Source organism: Actinoplanes teichomyceticus ATCC 31121 (assembly GCF_003711105.1).
Taxonomy (GTDB): domain Bacteria; phylum Actinomycetota; class Actinomycetes; order Mycobacteriales; family Micromonosporaceae; genus Actinoplanes; species Actinoplanes teichomyceticus.
Genome location: NZ_CP023865.1, coordinates 7755350 through 7778209, shown reverse-complemented (window position 1 = coordinate 7778209; position 22860 = coordinate 7755350). Strand labels below are relative to the sequence as shown.

24 protein-coding genes are annotated in these 22860 nt (G+C 71.8%); 10 read left to right on the top strand and 14 right to left on the bottom strand.

The genetic code is table 11. The features are described 5' to 3' along the window. Nucleotides 1–79: 79 nt before the first annotated feature. Genes ACTEI_RS34240 through ACTEI_RS34230 form a run of 3 tightly spaced genes read left to right on the top strand, consistent with a single transcriptional unit; the run spans nt 80 to nt 3919 of the window. Nucleotides 80–2122 carry a flagellar biosynthesis protein FlhA gene (locus tag ACTEI_RS34240; protein WP_122981419.1) on the top strand — a complete coding sequence of 681 codons (2043 nt, stop codon included), beginning with the start codon at nt 80–82 and terminating at the stop codon, nt 2120–2122. Continuing rightward, nucleotides 2112–3695, top strand: a complete 1584-nt coding sequence (locus ACTEI_RS34235) for a flagellar biosynthesis protein FlhF (RefSeq protein ID WP_239082163.1) — start codon at nt 2112–2114, stop codon at nt 3693–3695. The genes ACTEI_RS34240 and ACTEI_RS34235 overlap by 11 nt, the downstream gene beginning before the upstream one ends. Then, nucleotides 3692–3919, top strand: coding sequence for a hypothetical protein (locus ACTEI_RS34230; protein ID WP_122981417.1), 228 nt, complete (start codon nt 3692–3694; stop codon nt 3917–3919). Before ACTEI_RS34235 ends, ACTEI_RS34230 begins: the two co-directional genes overlap by 4 nt. 64 nt (nt 3920–3983) lie before the next feature. Here the strand turns inward: ACTEI_RS34230 and ACTEI_RS39095 are convergent, their stop codons facing one another. From ACTEI_RS39095 to ACTEI_RS34160, 14 genes are all read right to left on the bottom strand, one after another. Next, nucleotides 3984–5960 carry a flagellar hook-length control protein FliK gene (locus ACTEI_RS39095; RefSeq protein WP_122981416.1) on the bottom strand — a complete coding sequence of 659 codons (1977 nt, stop codon included), beginning with the start codon at nt 5958–5960 and terminating at the stop codon, nt 3984–3986. Nucleotides 5961–6013: 53 nt separating this feature from the next. Beyond that, nucleotides 6014–6994, bottom strand: a complete 981-nt coding sequence (locus tag ACTEI_RS39090; protein ID WP_122981415.1) for a transglycosylase SLT domain-containing protein — start codon at nt 6992–6994, stop codon at nt 6014–6016. After that, entirely contained in the window at nt 6991–7452 is a 462-nt protein-coding gene (locus ACTEI_RS34215; protein ID WP_239082162.1) for a flagellar export protein FliJ, read from the bottom strand. Before ACTEI_RS34215 ends, ACTEI_RS39090 begins: the two co-directional genes overlap by 4 nt. Before the next feature lie 288 nt (nt 7453–7740). Continuing rightward, a complete protein-coding gene (locus tag ACTEI_RS34210) occupies nt 7741–9048 on the bottom strand; it encodes a FliI/YscN family ATPase (RefSeq protein ID WP_122981413.1) in 1308 nt (435 codons plus the stop codon). Between the two features lie 23 nt (nt 9049–9071). Beyond that, a complete protein-coding gene (locus tag ACTEI_RS34205; protein ID WP_122981412.1) occupies nt 9072–9740 on the bottom strand; it encodes a FliH/SctL family protein in 669 nt (222 codons plus the stop codon). Beyond that, nucleotides 9724–10749: a flagellar motor switch protein FliG gene (fliG, locus tag ACTEI_RS34200; protein ID WP_122981411.1), complete on the bottom strand. Its 1026-nt coding sequence runs from the start codon at nt 10747–10749 to the stop codon at nt 9724–9726. The genes ACTEI_RS34205 and fliG overlap by 17 nt, the downstream gene beginning before the upstream one ends. 36 nt (nt 10750–10785) lie before the next feature. After that, nucleotides 10786–12402 carry a flagellar basal-body MS-ring/collar protein FliF gene (gene fliF / locus ACTEI_RS34195; protein WP_122981410.1) on the bottom strand — a complete coding sequence of 539 codons (1617 nt, stop codon included), beginning with the start codon at nt 12400–12402 and terminating at the stop codon, nt 10786–10788. A gap of 1 nt (nt 12403) precedes the next feature. Further along, entirely contained in the window at nt 12404–12739 is a 336-nt protein-coding gene (gene fliE, locus ACTEI_RS34190) for a flagellar hook-basal body complex protein FliE (RefSeq protein WP_122982594.1), read from the bottom strand. A 2-nt stretch (nt 12740–12741) separates the two neighbouring features. Next, nucleotides 12742–13134 (bottom strand): flagellar basal body rod protein FlgC, encoded by a 393-nt coding sequence (locus ACTEI_RS34185; protein WP_122981409.1) that lies wholly within the window; start codon nt 13132–13134, stop codon nt 12742–12744. A 2-nt stretch (nt 13135–13136) separates the two neighbouring features. Then, complete coding sequence (locus tag ACTEI_RS34180; RefSeq protein ID WP_122981408.1) at nt 13137–13484, bottom strand: flagellar basal body rod protein FlgB; 348 nt, start codon at nt 13482–13484, stop codon at nt 13137–13139. 180 nt (nt 13485–13664) lie between these two features. Then, nucleotides 13665–13985, bottom strand: a complete 321-nt coding sequence (locus tag ACTEI_RS34175) for a hypothetical protein (protein WP_122981407.1) — start codon at nt 13983–13985, stop codon at nt 13665–13667. Between the two features lie 8 nt (nt 13986–13993). Then, nucleotides 13994–14368, bottom strand: coding sequence for a flagellar export chaperone FliS (fliS, locus tag ACTEI_RS34170; protein WP_122981406.1), 375 nt, complete (start codon nt 14366–14368; stop codon nt 13994–13996). Between the two features lie 53 nt (nt 14369–14421). Next, entirely contained in the window at nt 14422–15795 is a 1374-nt protein-coding gene (fliD, locus tag ACTEI_RS34165) for a flagellar filament capping protein FliD (RefSeq protein ID WP_122981405.1), read from the bottom strand. Between the two features lie 125 nt (nt 15796–15920). Next, on the bottom strand, nt 15921–17132 hold the full coding sequence (locus ACTEI_RS34160; protein ID WP_122981404.1) for a flagellin N-terminal helical domain-containing protein: 1212 nt from the start codon (nt 17130–17132) through the stop codon (nt 15921–15923). A 246-nt stretch (nt 17133–17378) separates the two neighbouring features. Between ACTEI_RS34160 and ACTEI_RS34155 the strand changes: the two genes are divergently transcribed. From ACTEI_RS34155 to ACTEI_RS34125, 7 genes are all read left to right on the top strand, one after another. Beyond that, nucleotides 17379–17864, top strand: coding sequence for a flagellar protein FlgN (locus ACTEI_RS34155; protein ID WP_122982593.1), 486 nt, complete (start codon nt 17379–17381; stop codon nt 17862–17864). After that, nucleotides 17864–19324 (top strand): flagellar hook-associated protein FlgK, encoded by a 1461-nt coding sequence (gene flgK, locus ACTEI_RS34150; RefSeq protein WP_122981403.1) that lies wholly within the window; start codon nt 17864–17866, stop codon nt 19322–19324. The genes ACTEI_RS34155 and flgK overlap by 1 nt, the downstream gene beginning before the upstream one ends. Before the next feature lie 11 nt (nt 19325–19335). Then, nucleotides 19336–20310: a flagellin N-terminal helical domain-containing protein gene (locus ACTEI_RS34145; RefSeq protein ID WP_122981402.1), complete on the top strand. Its 975-nt coding sequence runs from the start codon at nt 19336–19338 to the stop codon at nt 20308–20310. A gap of 2 nt (nt 20311–20312) precedes the next feature. Further along, nucleotides 20313–20750, top strand: coding sequence for a flagellar assembly protein FliW (fliW, locus tag ACTEI_RS34140; protein WP_122981401.1), 438 nt, complete (start codon nt 20313–20315; stop codon nt 20748–20750). An 82-nt stretch (nt 20751–20832) separates the two neighbouring features. Then, nucleotides 20833–21075 carry a carbon storage regulator CsrA gene (csrA, locus tag ACTEI_RS39485; protein ID WP_122981400.1) on the top strand — a complete coding sequence of 81 codons (243 nt, stop codon included), beginning with the start codon at nt 20833–20835 and terminating at the stop codon, nt 21073–21075. Nucleotides 21076–21202: 127 nt separating this feature from the next. Beyond that, nucleotides 21203–21952: a hydrolase gene (locus tag ACTEI_RS34130; RefSeq protein ID WP_122981399.1), complete on the top strand. Its 750-nt coding sequence runs from the start codon at nt 21203–21205 to the stop codon at nt 21950–21952. 73 nt (nt 21953–22025) lie between these two features. Continuing rightward, nucleotides 22026–22817, top strand: coding sequence for an SRPBCC family protein (locus tag ACTEI_RS34125; protein WP_239082160.1), 792 nt, complete (start codon nt 22026–22028; stop codon nt 22815–22817). Nucleotides 22818–22860 lie beyond the last annotated feature (43 nt).

The following is a 22860-nucleotide window of genomic DNA, read 5'->3' as shown; positions in this document are numbered from 1 at the left end:
GATCGCCGAACAGAACGACGCCAGGACGGCGACGACTGGGCCCGGATGGCCATCGGACTGCCCCTGCCTGGAAGGTGTCGTGAAGAACCGGAGCATCAGCAAGCTCGCCGTACCCATCGGGGTCATCGGCATCATCATCATGATGGTGGTCCCGCTGCCCACCTTCCTGCTGGACCTGTTGATCGCGCTCAACATCACGGTCGCGCTGCTGGTCCTGCTGACCAGCATGTTCGTTCAGAAGCCGCTCGACTTCGCGGTGTTCCCCGCCCTGCTGCTGGTGATGACCCTGTTCCGGCTGGCGCTCAACATCAGCGCCACCCGGCTGGTGTTGCGCGACGGCGACGCCGGCAAGGTGATCCACGCGTTCGGCAGCTTCGTCGTCGGTGGCAACCTGGTCATCGGCCTGGTGATCTTCTCGATCCTGGTGATCGTCCAGATGATCGTGGTGACCAAGGGCGCCGAGCGGGTCGCCGAGGTCGGCGCCCGGTTCACCCTCGACGCGATGCCCGGCAAACAGATGGCGATCGACGCCGACCTGAACGCCGGCCTGATCGACGAGGCCGAGGCCAAGCGGCGGCGCGCCGAGGTGGCCGCGGAAGCCGACTTCTACGGCGCGATGGACGGTGGCTCCAAGTTCGTCAAGGGCGACGCCATCGCGGCCATCATCATCACGCTGATCAACCTGATCGGCGGGTTCGCGGTCGGCGTCCTGCAGCACGGCCTGGCGCCCGCCGACGCGATGAACCAGTTCAGCATGCTCAGCATCGGCGACGGCCTGGTCTCCCAGGTGCCGGCGCTGCTGCTCTCGGTGGCCACCGGTCTGATCGTGACCCGCTCGGCCACCTCCGGGGACATGGGCCAGAGCGTCACCGCCCAGCTCAGTCAGAACCGGCTGGCGCTGCGCATCGGCGGCGCCGCGGCGCTCGCCCTGTGCGTCATCCCGGGCTTGCCCAAGGTGCCGTTCCTGCTGGTCGGCGTGGTGGTGCTGGTGATCGCGCAGCGGGTCAAGGAGCCGATCCCGGAGGAGGCCACGCCGCTCGCCGAGGCGGTCGAGATGCCTGCCGCCGACTCGCCCGAGCAGCTGCTCGGCGAGATGCGGATCGACCCGCTGGAGCTGGCCCTCGCCCCGGACCTGGTCGACCTGGTCGACGTCAGCAGCGGCGACCTGCTCGACCGGGTGCGCGCCCTGCGCCGCAAGATGGCCCTGGAACTCGGTGTGATCATGCCGCCGGTCCGTACCCGGGACGACCTGGACCTGCCACTGTCGTCGTACGCGATCCGGATCTCCGGCGTCGACGCCGGCGCCGGTCAGGCGCCGCCCGGCACGGTCCTGGCGATCGGTGAGGGACTCCAGGCGCTGCCCGGCCGGGCCGGCGTCGAGCCGGTGTTCGGCCTGGCCGGCAAGTGGGTCCCGGCCGAACTGCACTACCAGGCCGAACTGTCCGGCGCGACGGTCGTGGACCGGGCCTCGGTGATCATCACGCATCTCGCCGAGGTGGTCCGCAGCAACGCCAGCCGCCTGCTCGGCCGCGAGGACGTCCGGGCCCTGACCGAGATGGTCAAGCGCACCCACCCGGTGGTGGTCGAGGAGCTGACCCCGGGTCTGCTCAGCCTCGGCCAGATCCAGAAGGTGCTGCAGGCGATGCTGGACGAGGGCGTGCCGATCCGTGACCTGGTCCGGATCTTCGAGGCGCTGTCGCTGCGCGCCAAGATCTCGGTGGACCACGACGGCCTGGTCGAGGCCGCGCGTGGCGCGCTGGGCCCGGCCATCGCCGCCCAGTACGCCACCGGCGGCCGGCTCACCGTGATCACGCTCGACCCGATGCTCGAGCAGAGCCTGCTCGAATCACTGCGGCCCAGTGAGACCGGCGCCTTCATGGCGATCGACGGCATGCGTGCCGAGGCGATCGTCAGCGAGGCCAGCCGGCTCGCCGAGGCCGCCGAGCAGCAGGGCCTCAACCCGGTCCTGGCCTGCTCGCCACAACTGCGGTTGCCGCTGATGCGACTGCTGCGTGCCGGCTCCCGCCGGGTGCAGGTGCTGTCGTACAGCGAAATCTCTGGTTCCACCGCACAGATCGAGACGATAGGGGTGGTGAACGGTGCCTACGCGGGTGCTGCTTGAGGGACCGGCCATCGAGCCGCTACTGGCTCAGGTACGTGACGAGTACGGCTCGCGCGTCCGGATCATCTCCGCCGACAAGGTACGAAGCGGTGGCATCGGCGGCTTCTTCGCGAAGCAGCATTACGAGCTCTCCGTCGAGGTACCGGACGCACAAGAGGACAGTGAGGACATGGCGCAACAGACCGTCGCCGAGAGCGGCGCAAACCCGCTGGACCGGCTGCTCGAACAGGTCGAGTCCCGCGACCGGTTCACCGCCGAACCGCCGTCCGCGCCGAGGCTGGGCCCCGAGCTCGGGCTGGGCGGGCCGGCCCGCTCCGAGCCGCTGACCCGGCAGGAGAGCCGGGAGGCCGGCATGGGCGACACCGGCGCGGCCTTCGCCGAGCTGATGGCCGGTCTGGACGTCGCCAGCCACCTCGGCGAGACGCACCGGACCGGGCACCGGGTGCGCCAGCCCGCCGACCGGCCGCCGGCCGAGACGTCCGGGGTACGCCCGTTCACCCCGGCCACCACGACCGAGTCGCCGATCAACGGCGGCGCCCGCCCCAGCCTGCCCGCCGCGCTGCCGGCCCGGCCGGGACGCCCGGTGTCACCGCCGGCCCCCGCGGCCCCGGTCTCGCCGGCCGCCGAGACGCCCGTGTCGTCCGCCCGGCGCGCCGTACCGCACACCGAGGCCCCACCGCCGATCCGGACCTCCGAGCCCACCGCCGCGCCGCCCCGGGCCGCGTTCCAGCCCGCCCCGGTGGCCCCGATCCGCTCCGCCGCCGAGGTGTACGGCCTGTCCGAGGAGCCGGCTCCGGTCTCCCCGGCCCCGGCCCCGGTCGCGGCCGCCCCGCCGCCCCCGCCCAGGCCGGCGCCGGTCCGGATGAGCGACGACCTCGACCCGGTGCAGCGCAACCTGATGACGGTCGGCATGCCCGAGGAGATGGCCCGGCAGATCACCGGCGGCGACACCTACGCCGGGGTGCTCAGCGTGCTCGCCTCCCGCCCGGCCGCGCCCGGCATCCCGGACGGCCCGGGGGAGATCCTGGTGCTCGCCGGCGAGGTGCACACCGCGGTGCCGATCGCCAAGCACCTGCTCGAGCAGATCCACGTGGACCAGACGCACCTGCTGCTGGCGGCGCCCTCCACGGCCGGGACCGGGCTGCACTCGTCCCGGCTGATCTCCAGCCGGGACGCGGCCGAGTCACGCGCCGAGAAGTTGCAGTCCTCCGACCACGCGTGGGTCGTGGTGATCGACGCCCCGGTCGGCGGCACCGACGAGTTCTGGGTCAACGAGATGTGCGATGCGCTCGGCGCCACCGCGCTCTGGGCCGTGGTCGACGCCACCCGCAAGACCGCCGACACCGCCCGCCACCTGCGCAGCCTCGGCGAGGTCGAGGCGCTGGTGGTGCACAGCGTGGAGCTGACCGCGGATCCGGCGTCGGTGCTCGGGCTGGACGTGCCGATCTTCTCGCTGGACGGCAAGCCGGCCACCCCGCACGCCTGGGCGGCGATGCTCTGCGCCCGGATCGCCGCCGAGGTCATGCCGGCCGCCGCCTCGCCCCGCCGGGCCACCCGCGCCGCCCGCCGATGATCCGACCGTCGGTCCTGGTGTTCGCCCTGCTGATCAGCCTGCCGGCGTTGTACCGGCTGATGTTCGACCAGCTGGACCTCACCCAGGTGCTGATCCGGTTCCTGATCGCGGTGCCGATCGCCGCGGTGCTGCTGGCCGGTTTCCGGTTCGTCACGGCCGGCTACGGCGTCACCGAGGAGACCCCGGCCACCCCGGTCGAGCCGACCCCGATGGACACCGACTGAGCGCCCACCAGCAGTCCCGGTGGACCGGCGCCGGCCCCCTGCGGGGCCGGCGCCGGTCCGCGTCTCACGCGTGGATGTCCAGCCGCCCGCCGGCCGGGTCGACCCGCCGGGTGGTCACCGGGGCCGGCTCGGCCGGGCGCTCGGTGTCGCCCCCGCCCCCGCGACGGCCGAACCCGCCGGCCTCGAACCGCTGCCGCCCCTGGTCCTGCGGCGAGCCCTGGCGCAGGTCCAGCGAACAGTTGCCGAACCCGGAGTCCTGCAGGTCACGGCGCAGGTCGTCGAGGGCCGAGCGGATCGCCTCGGTGCCCGCGTCGGTCGCGCCGGTGAGCTGCACGCTGATGTCGCCGTTGCGGATCTCCGCGACCACCTGAACCGGGCCCAGGTCGACCGGGTGCAGCTGCACGGTGAGCCGGTGCACGCCGTCGGCGTCCAGCCGCAGCGGAGCGATCCGCATGGCGATCTGCTCGGCCGGCGGCGCCGACAGGACCGGGTTCTGCGCCGCCGTGGCGGTGGGCGCGGCCGGCGCGGTCGCCTGCGGACCGGTCACCCCGGGCTGCGGGGCGACCGGTGGCAGCCCGGCGTCGGCCGGCTGCGCCGCCGCGGTCGCGGTGGGCGGCCCGGCCGGTGCGGGCGAGTCCTGCGGTACGGCCTCGGCGGCGCCGGACACCTCCGTCCCCGGCTGTCCCGGCCCGCCACCGGCGTCCGTGCCGTCCCCGGCGCCCGTGCCGGTGTCCGGCGCCGTGCCCGGGGCGACCGGCGCGAACTCGCCGGTCGGCGCCGTCGCGGTGTGGTCCGCGGCCGTGCCGGTGGCCGCCGCGGGGTCGCCGCCGGCCGGCGCGGTCCCGGCGGGGTCCGTGCCGGTCCGCGCCGAGGCGGCGGAGAGCCAGGCCGGGCGGGGGGTGCTGGGGCCGGCCGGCGTGGCCTGCGGGGTGACCCCGGCCGGTACGCCGGTGGGCACGCCACCGGTCGCCGGCGTGCCGGCGGCGGTTCCGGTCGCCGGTCCCGCGGCCTGGCCCGTCGCCGGCCCGGCAGCGCCGGCCGCGGTGGCCGCCACGGGTGCGTCCGGACCGGCCACGGGCCGACCCTGGACGGGTCCGGAGGCGGCCGGATCGGCGCCGGGGGCCGTCCCGGCGCCGGGCGTCCACGTGCCGGTCGCGGCGGGCGCGCCGGCAGCCGGCGCCGCCGGGTCCGGACCGGCCGCGGCGGTGACCCCGCCCACGCCCGCGACGGCGGCGGTGGCTTCGGTGTCGGCGGTCCCGGCGTCGGCGGGCGGCGGCGCGACCGGGGTGGGCAGCGACAGCGCGGTGACGGACGCCGCGGTGACCGGCTCGCCGGTGCGGTCCGGCGCGTCGTCGGCCGGGTCCGTGGCGGTCTCCGCGGCCCGGTCGGTCGCGTCGCGGTGCGCGGCCCGCTCCGTGCGGGTGCGCCCGGTGGCGTGGTCCGGCCGGCCGTCGTTCACCCGCTCGGCATGAGCGTCGGCGGCCCGGTCCGCGGCAGCGCGGTCCGCGGCGGCCCGGCGCGCGGCGGCGCGGTCGCCCGCGGCCCGGGCGGCGGCCCGGTCCGCCGTGGCGTGGTCGCCGGCGGAGCGCTCGGCCGCCGCACGCCCGATCGCGTCCCGGTTCGCCGCGTGCTGTCCGGTGGCGCGGTCGGCGGCCCGGTCGGCGGCGGCCCGCTCGGCGGCGGCGCGATGTGCGGCGGCGCGCTGGTCGGCGGCGCGCTGGTCGGCCCGCCCGGCCGTGCCGCGCTCGACGGCTCGTTCGGTGGCGGCTCGTTCGGTGGCGGCTCGTTCGGTGGCGGCTCGGTTCAGGGCGGTCCGGTCGGCGCCGATCCGCTCCAGGTCGGCCCGTTCCGTGGCCGCCCGTTCCGCGGCGGGCAGGTGCCGGCCGTGCCCGGATCCGGCGGCCGGCTCGTCCCGGTCCGGGCGGCTCAGCTCGGCGGACAGCGCCGAACCGAAGTCCGCGCCGTCGTCGCGCCGGCCACCCGGTCGGCGGGTGGCCTCGGTGGTGGGTCGGTGCTCGGGGCCGGTCACGGAACTCGGCATGATGGTGGGGCTCCTCACTGCTGCGGTGGTTGCTTCGCCGAAGGACTGCCGGTTCAGCCGCCGAGTGCGGCCAGTGCCTTCTGCACCTTCGGGACGTACGCCTGGGTCTCGCTGAACGGCGGGATGCCGCCGTACCGGTGCACCGCGCCGCCGCCCGCGTTGTACGCGGCCAGGGCCAGCGGCACCGACTTGAACTCCTTCAGCAGGCCGCGCAGCATCTTCGCGGCGCCGTACACCGCCTGCTCCGGGTCGAACGCGTTGTCCACCCCGAGCCCGCGCGCGGTGCCCGGCATCAGCTGCATCAGACCCTGCGCGCCGGCCTTGCTGACCGCCTTCGGGTCGTAGCCGGACTCCACCTTCGCGACCGCGGCCAGCAGCTTCGGGGAGACGTCGTACTTGGCGCCGGCCTTGACGAACAGGTCCGCGTACGGCACCCCGGCGAGCCCGCCGGCGGCCGCCCCGCGCAGACCGGCCGGGCGCAGCGACGACATGTCCTGCACGGCGGCGGGCGGCACGTCGTCGATGATCCGCCGGATGTGGGTCGGCTTCTCGTACACCGACTGGATCTTCACGTGGTCGCCCGGCTTCGGCGCGGCGATCATCTTGTGGTCGCCGATGTAGATGGCCACGTGGTCCACCGGCGAGTCGAACGCCAGCACGTCGCCCGGCTTGGCGTCGGCCAGGCTCGCCACCGGACGACCCGCGGTCGCCTGCTGCCACGAGTTGCGCGGCAGCTTCACGCCCAGATCCGCGTAGACCCGCTGGACCAGCGCGGAACAGTCCAGGCCCTTGGCCGGGTCGGTGCCGCCGAAGACGTACGGCGTACCCAGGTATTTGCGGGCCGCCGCGACCACGTCGCCACCGCTGGGGCCGGCGACCACCCGGCCGCGCGGCGCCGCCCCGGTCGCCTTGGCCAGCGCCGACGCGAACCCGTCGCGGGACGCGGCGACCGGCGCCGCCGGCGGCGGGTTCAGGCCGAGCGCATCCTGCAGCTCGGCGACACGAGACAGCACACCATCGACACCAAGGCTCATGCATCACTCCCGTTCCGGTCCGAACCCGGCGTCTCCACGCCGCGGGCGGCATCGCGTGCCTTCGAGGTGACCGCCAACTCGTCGAGGTTGGCCTGGTCGGTACGCAGATCGTGGGCGCGGACGGTGGCGGCGTGCCGCTCGGCCATCATCTCCACCGCGCGACGCCGTTTCGCGGCGTCGGTCAGCGCGACCATCCGCTCCCGTTCGACGTCCTCGGCCTCGGTCACCATGCGCTGCGCCCCGAACACCCCGGCGGCCAGTGACTGCCGGGCCACCAGCGCGGCGACCATCGCCCGCGCCGACCCCTCGGAGGGCGCGTCCGCACCGATCAGGTCCAGCTGGCGACGCTTCACCAGGGCCTGGGCCTCGCGGACCTGGGCGCGTGACTGGATCAGCTCGCCGCGGGCGGCGTCCTCCTGCGCTTTCCGGGCGCGCAGCACCGGACTGAGTCGGAACATGCGGTTCACGTTGGCCTCCTAGCGGGGCGGTGGGCCCTCAACTCACCGGTTCGGCGCGCCCGGGATTCCGCTGAGCCCCTGCACCCAACCCGCAACGAGCTCGCAAGCCGCAACGGGCATCCCGCCCGGCCCGTCGCGTCCCTGGGGAAACGCCCGGCCCGTCGCGTCCCTCGGGGAAACGCCCGGCACGAGCGCCACCACCCAGCGGCGCCGGCGGGAACTCACGGGCGACCGGAGCGGGGCGTGGCCGGGCGGGTCCGCGGCCGGACCACCGGGCGTAACGGCGGGTCAGGTGGTGGCCAGGAGGGCGCGCAGGGCCGCCCAGGCGTCGTCGGCGTCGACGCGCTCGTCCAGGTCCTGGCGCAGGAAGGCGGTGATCTGCGGCCACGCCGCGTTGGCGCGATCGGCCTCCGGGTTGGTGCCCGGGACGTAGGCGCCGATCTCGACCAGCTCCCGGACCTCGCGGTGGGCGGCCATCAGCCGGCGCAGCTCGGCGGCGTCCGCGCGCTGCTCACGGGTGGTGATCCTGTTGGCCACCCGGGAGATCGAGTCCAGGGCCTGGATGCTCGGGAAGTGCCCGGCGGTGGCGAGTTTGCGGTCCAGGACGATGTGCCCGTCCAGGATCGAGCGGGCCGCGTCGGCGATCGGCTCGTTGTGGTCGTCGCCCTCGACCAGCACCGTGTACAGGCCGGTGATGCTGCCCCGGGCGCCCGGCCCGGCCCGTTCCAGCAGCGAGGCCAGCATGGCGAACACCGACGGCGGATAGCCCCGGGTGGCGGGCGGCTCGCCGACCGAGAGGCCGACCTCGCGCTGCGCCATCGCGGCCCGGGTCACGCTGTCCATCATCAGCAGCACGTCCGAGCCCTCGTCCCGGTAGTACTCGGCGATGCGGGTGGCCACCGAGCCGGCGCGCAACCGGACCAGCGGCGGCGCGTCCGAGGTGGCGATCACCACCACCGACCGGGCCAGCCCTTCCTCGCCCAGGTCGTGCTCGATGAACTCGCGCACCTCGCGGCCGCGCTCACCGACCAGGGCGACCACGTTCAGCTCCGCCGAGGTGCCCCGGGTGATCATGCTCATCAGGGTGGACTTGCCCACGCCGGAGCCGGCGAAGATGCCGATCCGCTGGCCGCGCCCGCACGGGACGAGCGTGTCGAGCACCCGTACGCCCAGCGACATCGGCCGGTCGACGAGCTGGCGCTCCATCGCCGACGGCGGGGCCGCCTCGATCCCGACCAGCTCACCGCGCAGCGGCGGGCCGCCGTCCATCGGGCGGCCGAGGCCGTCCAGGATGCGTCCGCGCAGGTCCGGGCCGACGGAGATGCGTAGCGGCCCACCGGTGCTGGTGGCCGGCGTGCCCGCGCCGATCCCGGCGATCGGGCCGAGCGGCAGGCAGGAGAGCTGCTGCCCGTCCAGGGCCGCGACCTCGGCGAGCACCGCCTCCGGCCCGTCGCCGATCTGCAGCAGCTCACCGACGCGGGCCTCCAGGCCGCTGACCGTGATCCGGAGCCCGACCGCCCCGGTGACCCGGCCACTGACCGTGGGCCGGGCGGCGGCGACGGCGTTGCGCATCCGGTGGTGGAAGACGTCGGTCATCGCGGCGGCCCTTCGTCGGCTGGTCAGATCCGCAGGGCTTCCCGGGCGCGCGCGACCGCCGCGGCCACCGTCGCGTCGACGGTCGCGGTCCCGGTCTCGGCGATCGCGTCGCCGGGCTGGAGGGTGGGATCGGCCTGCAGGCTGATCTGCCGGCCCTGGTAGTCGAAGACACCGCCGGTGTCGCCGACCAGGTTCCGGTAGTCGTCCGGGTGCAGGCGTACCACCACGTTGCCCTGTTCCGGTGCGGCGGTCATCGCCCGGCGCAGCGCGTCCCGGCCGCGTTCCGGATCGTCGTGCAGGCTGCGCCCGACGATCGCCTCGGCCAGCTCGAACGCGCTGGCCAGCACGAGTTCCTGCAGTTCGGTGAAGGTGGGCATGAGCTGGTTCTCCAGCTCGGTGACGGCCCTGCCGAGCGCGTTCACGGCATGCGCGAGCGCCGCCGTACGCCGCTGTTCGTGCTGTTCCTCGGCCGCCAGCGCGCGCGCCGCGCCGGCCTCGGCGGCCATCGCGGCGTCGCGCTTGCCCTGCGCCCACCCTTCGGCGTACCCGGTGGTCCGGGCCTGCTGCTTCGCTTCCTCCAGCAGTTTCGGATCGTTGGGGTCCGGCCGGCGCAGGTCGGTGGCGAACCGGGCGGCGGTGGCGTTGTCCGCCACCGCGCCGCGGATCACCGGGCGGTCAGGCGATGAGCTCATCGGCCTCGCCGCCGCGCTGGATCTCGATCTGGCCGGAGTCCTCCAGGGTGCGGATGACACTGACGATCTTCGCCTGTGCCTCCTCGACCATCTTGACCTTGACCGGGCCGAGCAGGTCCATCTCCTCGAGCAGGTTCTCCCGGCCGCGCTCGGACAGGTTCTTGGTGACCTTGTCGCGCACCGTCTCCGGGACGCCCTTGAGCGCGGTGGCCAGGTCGGCCGGCTCCACCTGGCGCAGCACCAGCTGAACCGCCCGGTCCTCCAGGTTCACGATGTCCTCGAACATGAACATCCGGCGCCGGATCTCCTCGGCCAGCTCGGGGCTGCGGGCGTCCAGGGCCTCCAGGATGAGCCGCTCCGTGGTCCGGTCGGCCCGGTTGATGATCTCCACCAGCGGCTGCAGGCCGCCGACGGTGGAGAGCTCGTCCGGCTGCAGCACGCTGGAGAGCTTGCGCTGCAGTGCGCTCTCCACCTGGCGGATGATGTCCGGCGAGGTACGGTCCATGATCGCGATACGGTGCGCGACCTCGGTCTGCACCTCCAGCGGCAGTCCGGCCAGGATCGACGAGGCCAGGCCGGCCGGGATGTGGGCGAGCACCAGCGCGATCGTCTGCGGATGTTCGTACTGCACGTAGGACAGCAGTTGCCGGGGGTCCGCGTTGCTGAGGAAGTTGAACGGGATGTCGTTCATCGACGCCTCGAGCCGGTCCAGGATGAGCGCCGCCCGCTCCTTGCCGAGCGACGCCTCCAGCAGCTCACGGGCGTAGTCCATGCCGCCGGACCCGGCGTACCGGGTGGTCGCCATGGCGTAGAACTCGTCCATCACGTCGTCGACCTGGACCGGGTCGAGCTTGCCCAGCCGGGCCACCTCGGCGGAGAGCTGCTCGACCTCCTTCTCGGTCATGTTCGCCAGCACCTGCGCGGACTGTTCCTTGCCGAACTGGACGAGCATTATCGCGGCCTTACGGACGCCCGTCATGGAGAGCGTGGTGAGCGCGGGTGTGGTCAACGCCTACTCCTCGAACCGTCTTGCCTGCTGTGGGGGTCAGTGGTGGGTCGCGTCGGCGGACATCCAGCCGCGTAGCAGCGTCGCCATCTCGTCCGGCTTGTCCTTGACCATCTGCTCGATCTCGCGGTGCCGTTCCTCGCGGGCCTCGTTGTGCTCCTCGGGCGCGATGCCCTCGAGCATCCCGGCCGCGTGCATGGCCTGGGTCGCCTCCAGCTCGGCCTGCCGCTGTGCGTCCAGCGCGGCCTGCATCTCCTCCAGGTGCGCCCGCTCCTCGGCGGTGAGCTGCTGGCGCCGCTTGGCGCGCCGGCTGGCCCGCCAGGCCAGCAGGATCAGGATCAGCACCACGAGGGCGAGCGCCGCGGTCTTGATCAGCGTGAGCTGCTTGTTCTGCTTCTCGGCGGCCGCCGCGGCCGCCAGCTCGTCCCGGGCCGCCTGGGCCGCGCTGTTGTCGAACGGCATGGCGCTGACCGCGATCGAGTCGCCACGGGTGGCGTCGATGCCGGCCGCCGAACTGACCAGCTGCTGGACCTGGGTCGGGTCGACCGAGGCCGCGGTGGTGCTGTCCAGCAGGACCGCCACGTTGAGCCGGCGGATGCTGCCCGGCGCCCTCTGGCGGGTCTCCACCACCTCGTTCAGGGCGTTGTTGCGGGCCTCGTTCTTGTTGGCGTACTGGCCGTTGGAGCCGGCGCCGTTCGGCACCTGGATGTTGTCCGGGCCGAGCACGCCGCCGTTGCCGGTGCCGCTGCCGCTGTAGGTCTCCGAGCTGGTGGTCTCGGAGAGCGACGGCAGGGACGGGTCCGAGCTGTACTTCTTGCTGCGCGTCTCGGTCTGGTCGAAGTCCAGGTCGGCGGTCGTGGTGACGACCGCGTGCCCGGGGCCGACCAGGCGGTCGAGCATGGCCTGCAGCGAGGCGTTCATCCGGTTCTGGAACTGGACGGTCTGCGCCTCGGAGCCGCTGTCCCCGCCGGTGGCGACGGCCGCCCCGCCGCCCGTGGAGAGAATCTTGCCGTCCGCGCCGGCCACGGTGACCTGGGTCGGGTCCAGCCCTTCGACGCTCGACGCGACCAGGTGCACAATGGCCTGCACCTGGTCGCCGCTGAGCGGGTCGCTGGCCTTCGAGGCGACCAGCACCGACGCGGTCGGCTTGGCCTCGGTGTCGGCGAAGACGTCCTTCTCCGGCATCACCAGGTGCACGGTGGCCGCCTCGACGCCGTCGATCGACTTGATCGTCTTGGCCAGCTCGCCCTCCATCGCCCGCTGGTAGTTCGCGTGCTGCATGAAGTCGCTGGTGGTGATGCCCTGCTGGTCCAGCAGCGAGTACCCGGTGCCCTCGTCGTTCGGCAGGCCCTCGCCGGAGAGCTGCAGCCGCAGGGTGTTCACCTGGTCCCGCGGCACCATGATGGTCTGGCCGTCGTTCGCCAGCTCGTAGGAGGTGCCGGATTTCTGCAGGGACTCGACGATGGCGCTGGCGTCCTTCGTCGACAGGTTGTTGAAGAGGATCGCGTACGACGGTTTCGCCGCCCACGTGGCGAAGAAGTACCCGCCGACGAGGATGGCCAGAACCGCGAAGATCGTGACAGCCTTCTGTCCCGGCGTGAAGGACTTGAAGGTGTCCGTGATGCGGCGTACCGGTGCGGGAAGGCGGTCAGTCATATCAGGCCTGCATCCTCATGATCTCTTGGAAGGCTTCGACGGCCTTGTTGCGGATGGCGAGTGTCATCTGGAGCCCGAGGGACGCCTCGTTGGCGGCCATCGTGTACTGGGCCGGGTCCTGGAGCGTTCCGTTGGCCACCTGGACGGCCAGGTCGCTGGCCTTGTCCTGGGCGTCCTGCACGCTTTCCAGGCCCTTGGAGAGCATCCGGGCGAAGTCGGTGTTCGGGCTGGGCGTCTTGGCCGCCTCGGTGAAGTCCAACTCATCCGAAATACCGGACATTCCCGAGATGCCGGAGATTCCGGTGAAACCGGAGACCGCGCCGATAGGGTTGATCATGATCACTTCCCGAGGTTGATGGCGGCCGTGTAGGCGTCCCGCGCCCGGTCGACGACCGACAGGTTCGCCTGGTAGGAACGCTGCGCCATGATCATCTGAGCCATCTGGCTGCCCATGTCGATGTCCGGCCGGCGCACGTAGCCCTCGGCGTCGGCGAGCGGGTTGTCCGGCTCGTAGGCGAGGATCCCCTCGGCGCTGCCGAGCTGCACCCCCGCCACCTCGGCGCCGTTGCCGTCCTGCGCGGACCGGGCCTGCACGTAACGGGCCTGGAACGCGCCCTCGGAGGTACGGCTGGTGTTGTTCATGTTCGCGATGTTGTCGGAGACCGCGTCCAGCCACTTGCGGTAGACCGTCACGCCGGTGCCGGCGACCCCGATGGCGTTGAAGATGCTCATCCTCAGGCTCCCTTGATGGCGTCGCGCAGCAGACCGTACTTGCTGTCGATGGCCCGCAGGGTGAGCTGGTAGCGCATCGTGGTGTCGATGTGCGACAGCGTCTCCTCGTCGAGGTTGACGTTGTTGCCGTTGAGACGGGTGGGCTCCAGCGACGTCTGCACGCTCGGGTTCACACCGAGGGGCGACCGGCCACGGGCGATGGCGCCCTGGAGCGCCTCCTCGAACTTGACCTTACGGGCCCGGAAGCCCGGGGTCTCGACGTTCGCGATGTTGTTGGCAATGGCGTTCTGCCGGGCCGACAGGCCGGTGACAGCGACGCGCAGTGCAGACGAAGAGATGTCGTCGAACACTTGCAGCTCCTGGTCGATCCGTCTGGGCGCCGATCCATGGCTGTTCGGTTGAGCAATCCGTGCTCGTACCATGCAGTTCGGCGTGCCCGACGATCCGCTGAGTGTCAGACGGTTGCCGCGCGGTTGCACACACGAACGTCCCGGACCCCACGGGCGGGGATCCGGGACGTTCGTTCGTGCTCACATGGCGCAGTCGAGGTAGACCGGGCGTTTGACCGCCTCGCCGGTCTCGATCCGGGCGGTCATCGCCGACTGCTGGCGGTTCGCGGTGAGCCGCCTGGCGATCTCCTCCGCCGCGGCCAGCTGCCGGGTGAGGATCTCGTCCGCACGCGGCCGCAGCTCCAGCGGCAGCGCGCCCAGTTCGGTGGGCGGCTTCCAGAGGTCGGCCGGGGGCGTCTCGGCGTGGCGGTGCTCGTCGGCGAGCATGGCCTCGACCGCCGCGACGTCCATCTCCAGTTCGTCGAGGGCCGCCGACCAGGCGCCCCGCCAGTCCTGGCCCATGCCGGTGCTCACCCGGCTGCGAGGGCGGCCTCGCGCCACGCGTCGCGCAGCGGCTCGATCAGGTCACGGCAGGCGGCCACCCGCTCCGGGCTGCGCGCGATGTTCGCGCCGATCAGCTCGGTGAGCAGGAAGCCGTACAGGTTGGCCAGCCCCGGCGCGCCGTCCCAGGCGTCGACGTGGAGCGTGGTCCGCAGCTCCAGGATGATGTCCTGGGCGTGGGTGATCCGCTGGTGGGCCTCCTCGCGCTTCCCGTTCCGCAGCGCCTCCTCACCCTGCATGAGGTCGAGAACCAGGCGGTCGTAGAGCATCAGCAGCAACTTCGCCGGCGAAGCCGTGCTGATCGAGTCGTCGAGATAGCGGTTGCGCAGGTTTGGCGCGGTCATCGATCTTTCCCCCAGTTGCGGATCGGTGCTGCGGTCGGTGCTCCGGAGAGTGCTCAGCCGAGCTGGCCGGCGAGCCAGTTGGACTGGTTCTTCAGCTTGCCGAGCGCGGTCTCCAGGCCGGTGTACTGCTTCTGCAGTGACTCACGCTTGGCCGCCAGCCGGGTGTCCCAGTTGGCGATCTGCGAGTTCATCGAGTCGATCTCGGTCTTCCGGCCGTTGATCACTGCCGAGATGCTCGTCGTCTGCTTCGTGGCCATGGCCTCGAAGTTGTCCGCGAAGCCGATGCCGGCCTGCTGGATCTTCGTCGGGTCGGCGTTGTACGCCGCGGTGAACTTCGCCGCGTCGAAGGTCAGCTGGCCGCTGCGGTCCAGCTGGATGCCCAGTCGGGAGAGGCTGCCGAAGACGACGTTCTTCCTGTTGGTCTCGGTTTCCTCGGGCAGCCCGCTGCCGGCGGCCGGCTTGACGTAGTCCGGGTTGGCGTAGGTCAGCCCGCCGCTGATCGCGCTCATGATGGTCTGGCTCAGCTGGCGGACGGCGAAGTCGCCGGTGAGGGGGGAGCCGGTCTTGGTGTCCGGGTCGTACTTGGTCTGGGCGGTGACCTCGGTCAGCGCCGCGTTGGCCGCGTCCACCAGCGCCTGGAACTTGGCGGCGATGCCGCTGACGTCCGCCTCGGCGTTGACGGTGACCCCGGTCTCCTTCTTCGAGACCGTCACCGACACCCCGGTGAGCAGCCCGGTGAAGGTGTTGGTGGCGCTGGTGACCTCGTAGCTGCCGGCGGTCAGGTTGCCGTCGCCGTCCAGCGCGCCGACCCGCAGCTTGGCGTCGGTGGCCGCGACGACCGGGTCGCCGAAGTTCAGCCCGGTGACCGTGAAGGCGTTCGACGAGCCGGTCTTGGTGCCGCTCAGCTGCAGGATGTTCTGGCTGCCGCCGGTGGTCACCACGCCGGCCTTGACCGCGATCCCCTTGGCGTTGATCGCCGCCGCGACCCCGGCCGCGGACTTGTCCGGGCCGAGCTGGATGTCGACCGGATCGGCGCTGCCGATCTGGACGCGGATGCTGCTGGCCGTGGTGATCGGGGCGGTCGGGTCCACCGACAGCGTCGACACCTGCGCCTTGGCGAGCTCGACGACGTCGAACGTGGTGCTGCCGGCGGCGGTGTTGGTGCCCCCGGTCGAGGTGGCGGTCACCGAGCTGGAGCTGGCGGTGGCCTTGACCGCCCGCCAGGTGGGCAGCTGCCCCAGATCGTCGGCGGCCGAGTTGAGCGTGAGCAGCTTGCTGTTGACCGACTGGTACGAGCTGACCGCCGTCTGGGCCGTCTTCACCTTGGTCTTGAGGCGGGTCTGCGAAGCAGCCTCGACCTGCATGAGCTGCGTGATCATCGAGGAGGTGCTGAGACCGCTGACGAGGCCATCGACGGAACTGGTCACGGTATCGCCTTTCGGTTGCCGGGGTGGGGCGGTGTGACATGCGGTGGGGGTAGCCGATCGTCCGGCTACCCCCACCTCTTCGGCCGCTTACGCGGGCGGTTCAGTTGTCACGGGTTGTACTTCGGTTAGCGCAGCAGCGAGAGCACGTTCTGCGAGGCCTGGTTGGCCTGCGACAGCATCGACGTGCCGGCCTGGGTGAGGATCTGGTTGCGGGTGAACGCGACCATCTCCTGCGCCATGTCGGTGTCCCGGATCCGGGACTCCGACGCCGACAGGTTCTCGACGGCGACGTTGAGGTTGTTGATGATGTGCTCGAACCGGTTCTGCGTGGCACCGAGCGAGGCACGCTGGTCGGAGACCGTGCTGATGGCCCGGTCCAGGATGGTGATCGCGGCGTCCGGGTCGCTGGTCAGGTCGATCGCGTTGGTGCCCAGCGCGGTCGAGTTGACCGCGCCGATGGTGATGTTGATCTTCTCGTTGGCGTTGGCGCCCACCTGGAACTGGCCGTTGTTGCTGGCCGCGCCGTTCGGCTGGTCGCCGGTCAGCGTGCCGGTGGTGACGGCGAGGCCCAGGTCGGCCAGGCCGGTGCCCGACTCGTTCAGGGTGAACTTGCCGTTGCCGGTCACGGTGTAGGTCGCGCCGCTACCGTCAGCCGCGACGGAGGCCTGCATGCTGACCTCGTTGCCCTGGTAGCCGGCCCCCTGCAGGGCCGTCTTGAGGGCGGTGTTCACGGTCGCCGCGACGTCCGCCGCCGACGCGGTGGAGCTCACCGCCGGAACGGTCACCGCGATGCCGGAACCGGGGACGGCCTTGCCGCCGACCTCGGTGATGTTGAAGGTGTAGCCGGCCTGCGAGGAGGCCGGGATGCCGGCCTTCTTGGTGCTGGGCGCGGCCGTGTTGGTCGCGCCGAAGGTGCCGTCGAGCAGCTTCGACTTACCGAACGCGGTGGTGTCGCCGATCCGGGTCAGCTCGGAGTTGAGCTGCTCGATCTCCTTCTGGGCGGCCTTCTTGGCCTCGGCGTCCGCCGCGCCACCGTTGGACGCCTGGACCGAGAGGTCACGCATACGCTGCAGGATCGAGGTGACCTCGTTGAGCGCGCCCTCAGCGGTCTGGGCGACGCTGATGCCGTCCTGGGTGTTGCGGACCGCGACCTTGAGGCCGCCGGTCTGCGCCCGCAGCCCCTCGGAGATCGAGAGGCCGGCCGCGTCGTCCGCGGCCCGGTTGATCCGGAAACCGCTGGACAGCTTCTCCAGCGACTTCGACATCTGGCTGTCGGTCACCGACAGGTTCCGGTAGGCGTTCTGTGCGGCGATGTTCTGGTTGATACGAAGACCCATTGGGTGATTCCTCCTTGACTGGGGTCTTGAACCGGCCCGTCCATGAGCCGTGGTGTTGCGCTCATCTCTTCGGCGGTCGTCCGACGGGCACTGAGGATTCTCCGAAGATTTCTCCGGCTTTTCGGCCGAACCGGATATATGCGGATTGGGGGAAACCGCTCAGCGGTACGGCGAACATGCCGACCTGTCCGAATGAGCGGGTTGCCGCAAGGGTGCGATCCGACCAGCGAACCGACGGAGGACCGGGTGAGCCTCACCGATCTGGCCAGCGTCCTGTGGCGCTCTCGCGAGCTTCTGGAGATGCTGTTGTTCAAGCTTGAGGAGGAGCAACTGCTCCTCGCGGCGAACCGATCGCGCTGGCTCAGCCACGCCACCCGGGAGGTGGAGGTGGTGCTGGACCAGATCCGGCAGACCGAGGTCATCCGGGCCGCGTACGCCCAGGAGGTCGCCGCGGAGCTCGGGCTCTCCCCGGAGGCGTCGCTGGGCGAGCTCGCCGACGCGGCTCCCGACCCCTGGTCGGACCTGTTGCACCAGCACCGCAAGGCGTTCCTGCTGCTGACGTCGGAGATCAGGGCCCTGGCCGACGTCAACCGCGACCTGCTCACCGCAGGGCAGCGCGCGGCTCGCGAAACCATGCTCGTGTTCGCCGAGACTGTGGAAACGTACGGGCCGCAGGGCCAGACCGTCACCGGCGGCGTACGCCGCCCCACCCTCGTTGATGAGGCGATCTGATGGCTAGCACGTTCAGTGGACTCAACACCGCTCTGACCTCCCTCTACGCGCAACGGCGCGGCCTGGACGTCACCGGGCAGAACATCGCGAACGCGAGCACCGAGGGGTACACCCGGCAGCGCGTGGTGATGCAGGCGCAGAACGCCAACCTGGTGCCCGGCGTGTACGCCACCACCACCGCGGTCGGCAACGGGGTCACCGTCACCTCGGTGGAGCGGCTCCGCAACGCCGCGCTGGACCAGCGCGGTTACACCGAGCACGCGAGCTCGGCGTACCACAACGCGCGAGCCGGCGCGTACAGCCTGATCGAGGACGTGTTCGCGGAGCCGAGCGACACCGCCCTGCAGGGCCGGCTCGCCGACATGTGGGAGGGCTGGAACGCGGTCGCCGCCAACCCGAGCGACCTGTCGGCCAAGTCCGCGCTGCTGGAGGAGGCCACCACGGTCGCCTCGACGCTCAACGACGCGGCCACCTCGCTGAACAACCAGTACAAGTCGGCGCGCACCGGCCTGGACACCTACGTCGACGACGTCAACAAGGCGGCCGAGGCGGTGGCCAAGCTCAACAACCAGATCGTCATCGCCGAGCAGGCCGGCCTGGCCGCCAACGAGCTGCAGGACCAGCGCGCCCAGCAGATCCTCAAGCTCTCCGAGCTGATCGGCGCGAGCGTCACCGAGACGCCCAACGGCGGGATCAACGTCTTCGTCGGCAGCGCGCCCCTGGTCAGCGGGTTCACCACCCGGCAGATCGAGATCGAGAGCGGCAGCGCAACCCGCCTGGAGGACCTGGCCAGCGCGGAGGTCAACCTGCGCTGGAAGGACACCAGGGCCCCGGTGGGCGCGGGTGGCGCGGTCGGCGCCTCGATGGAGCTGCTCGCCAGGGGCGGCACGCTCGACACCATGACGCAGCGGCTGGACGCGGTCGCGAAGAAGCTGGCCGACTCGGTGAACGCGATCTACAAGAACGCGTACGCGATCGACGGCACCCCGGGCGACTCCTTCTTCGTCCGCAACGACAACGGGCTGCCGGCCGACGTGACCGCCGCGCGGATCCGGGTGGCGGTCACCGACCCGGTGAAGCTGGCGATCTCCTCGGGCGATCCGACCGGCGCGCCCACGGCCGACCATCCGGCCGGCGCGCCCAAGGTGCTGAACGGCAACCGGGCCGACGAGATCGCCGAGCTGGCCGACTCGCGGGTCGGCGCGGACGCCGAGTACAAGTCGCTGATCGGTGAGCTGGGCGTCGCGGCGCAGTCCGCGATCCGCCGGCGCGACGTGCAGAACGCGGTGACCGACCAGGTGGACGCGGCCCGGGACGCCGAGGCCGGGGTCAACCTGGACGAGGAGATGACCAACCTGCTCACCTACCAGCGCGGTTACGAGGCCGCCAGCCGGGTGCTCACCACCATCGACTCGATGCTGGACCAGTTGATCAACCGTACCGGTCTGGTCGGTAGGTAAGGGAGTACGTCATGAGCAGCAGCCCCAGGGTCACCGAGAGCAGCGTGCGCACCCGGGTGATGGCCAGCCTGCAGCGCAACCTCAACCGCAGCCAGCAGGCCACCGACCAGATCTCCAGCGGCAAGCAGCTGAACCGCCCGTCGGACTCGCCGACCGGCACGGTCACCGCTTTGCAGCTGCGCGGCGAGGTGCGGGCCAACAGGAGGTACTCCACCAACGCCGACGACGCGGCCGGCCGGCTCGGCGTGGTGCAGGACAACCTGCAGCACTCGCAGGAGCTGGTCACCGTGGCCCGCAACCTCACGCTGGAGGCCAGCAGCATGGGCGGGACGGGCACCTCGGAGGCGAACAAGGCCCGGGCGGCCGAGCTGGAGCAGATCAAGGCCAACCTGGTCCAGTTCGCCAACTCCCGGTACCTGGACCGGCCGGTGTTCGGCGGTTCCACGCCGGACCACGAGGCCTACGACGCCACCGGCCGGTACATCGGCGAGCCAGCCGGCGAGACGATGCGGGCGATCGGGCCGAACGCCAAGGTCCGCGTCGATGTGCGCGGCCCGGAGGCGTTCGGTACGGACTACCTCGTCGATGCGAGCGGCAACTACGTGGACGCGGACGGCAACCCGGTCGCGGAGGCCGATCGGGTGCGCAATCCGGCGCAGCTCTTCACGGTGCTGGACGATGTCATCGATGCCATGAGATCCGGCGACTCGGACGCTCTGGCCACTGGGCTGACGAACCTCGACAAAGCGTCTGATCTCCTGAAATCCACTCTTTCGGACGTAGGCGCCCGATACAATCGGGTTACCCAGATGAAGCAGTCCGCTGAGGATCGCTTGATGTCCGTGTCGTCGCAGCTGTCCGATATCGAGGATGTCGACCTGCCCAAGGCGATCATGGAATTGCAGCTCCAGCAGACCTCGTATCAGGCCGCCCTGGCCGCCACGGCCAAGGTGATCCAGCCCTCGCTCATCGATTTCCTGAGGTGACCATGACTACTCGCACCATGTCCCGACCGATCGAGGCCACCATGACCGACCCGTCGCTGGGCCTGCCGACCATCACGATGGCGACGCCCATGCCGGGGTTTCCGGCACACCGGGAATTCGTCCTGGTGCGACTCAACGACGACGGTCTGCTCTACGCCCTCACATCGATCGACAACCCGGAACTGCGTTTCCTGGTCGCGCCGCCGGAGCCGTTCTTCCCGGAGTACGCCCCGGAGATCGACGAAGCCGTGTTCGCCGCCCTGAACACCAAGGACCCGGACCGTGTCCTGCTGCTGGCGGTCATCACCGCGGGGCAGGACGAGACGACGGCCAACCTCCTCGCCCCGATCGTGGTGGACCGGGACAGCATGCGCGCCCAGCAGGTGGTGCTGACCGGATCGGGCTATCCGGTGCGCGCCATCATGAATCGAGCCTTCTGATCCTCCGTCGCAGGCGCGGTCGCGTTCCGTCGCGACCGCGCCTTTGCCATGCTGTCGGTTCCGTGGACGGAGGAGGGCGTCGATGCTTGTGCTGACCAGGCGGGCCGGGGAGAGCGTGATGATCGGCGACGACGTGGTGATCACCGTGCTGGAGGCCCGGGGCGACGTCATCCGGCTCGGCATCCAGGCCCCGCGTGACGTGCAGGTGCACCGCGAGGAGGTGTACCGCGAGTTGCAGGAGGCGAACCGCGCCGCCGCGTCGCCCACCGACGACGCCGTGGACGCGGTCGCCAGGATGCTGAAGAAGCCGGACGGCCAGCCGTAGGGCGGCCGGGTGCGCCCCCGTCGCCGGCGGCGGCGGGCGCACCTGACCTGCACCACCGGCTGACCCCGGAGACAACGCGCGGCCCGCATTCTTCTCCACGACGGAGAACACCAGTCGGGGAGCGATCGTGGGCGCAGAGCGGGAATCAGTCATCGGCGGCGGTGCGGTGGGCACCGCGTGTGCGCTGGACCTGACGGTCGATGCGCACGTGCACACCGGTTTCTCGGCCGGGCGGGACGCGGTGGGTGTGGTGGCCTCGGCCGCCGACCGGGCCGGCCTGACCTCGCTCACCTTCGCCGACCAGGTCGGGCCGGACACCACCTGGCTGACCGCGTACGCCGACGCCGTGCGCCGGGCCCGGCACCGCACCGAGATGACCCTGCGGGTGGCCGCCGAGGTCGAGGTGGTCCGCCCGGACGGCTGGCTGGCCCTGCCCGCCGACCTGGCTCAGCTCGACGCGCTGTCGGTGGCGCTCTCCGCCCTGCCGTACGGCGCCGAGCTGCTGGACGCCCGCACGGTGCGGGCCCGGTTGGCGACCGGTGAGATGACCCCCGGGCAGGTGGCCGAGCTGCTGGTCGCGGCGACCGTGCGGGGCCTGGAACGGGCCTGCCGGTACGTGCCCACCCAGCTCGCCCGCCCGCTCGCGCTGCTGGCCCAGGCCGGTGTGGACGACGCCGCGGTGTCGCCCGCGCTGCTCGCCGATCTGGCCGCCGCCTGCCGTGGCACCGGCACCCTGGTCGAGGTCAGCGAGGCGTGGCGCAGCCCGTCCCCGCGCCTGGTCGGGATGCTGCGGGACGCCGGTGTGACGCTGGTGCCCGCGAGTGATGCCCGGTACGCCGCCGAGGTGGGCGGGTGGCAGTACCTGCGTCGGGTCTGAGCGAAAGCGAACACGGGTAGCACTCGTCTCCGTACTCTCTGTCATGCCAGCACTTCAGCATGGGAGAGATGCGATGAGTATGGTTCAGCAGGCCATCGAGGTGAGTGCACCGCTGCACACGGTGTACGAGCAGCTCGCCGCGTTCGAGAACTATCCGCGGTTCATGACCGGAGTCCGGCAGGTGACCAGCACCGGCGGGGATCAGACGCACTGGATCATGGACGTGGACGGCAAGAGCCGCGAGTTCGACGCCCAGATCATCGAACGGGCGCCGGACGAGCGGGTCTCCTGGTCGACGATGGAGGGGCCGCTGCTCGCCGAGACCATCACGCTGCGCCCGCTGGGGGAGACCAAGACCCAGGTCGTCGCCCAGCTCGAAGCCGACATCGCGTTCCTCATGCCGAGCGACCGGCACGGTCAGGAGTCACTGAACCGCCGGCTCAAGGCCGACCTGACCACCTTCAAGGGCCTGGTCGAGAGCGGTGTGCTGGGCGGCCGGGCGATGCCCACCGGGGTCAGCGGCAAGCGCCTGCCCGGCCCCTCGCACACGCTGCTCGGCCGCGGCACCGACTACGCCTCACCGGCCTCGGTCGCCGCCCGCGTGCACCGGCACCCGGCGCCCGGCCAGGGCGGCGGGCCGAAGCCGGGAGCCGGTTGGGACACCGGCGCGGCGGACATGGGCAACGCCGACCCGACCGGCACCGGCCTCACCGACAACCCGCTGCGCCACCCGGCCGGCGGGCCCGGCGCCGGCCCGATCAGCGGCGGGGCGGCCGGGACGGCCCCGATGGGTGGCCGCGGCGCCCGGAGCGGGGACCTGTGGGGCACCGGCATGATCAGCGAAGAGGAGCGGGGCAACGGCTGACCGCCCACGGCAGCCACCCACCGGGCCGGCCCCGCGGGGCCGG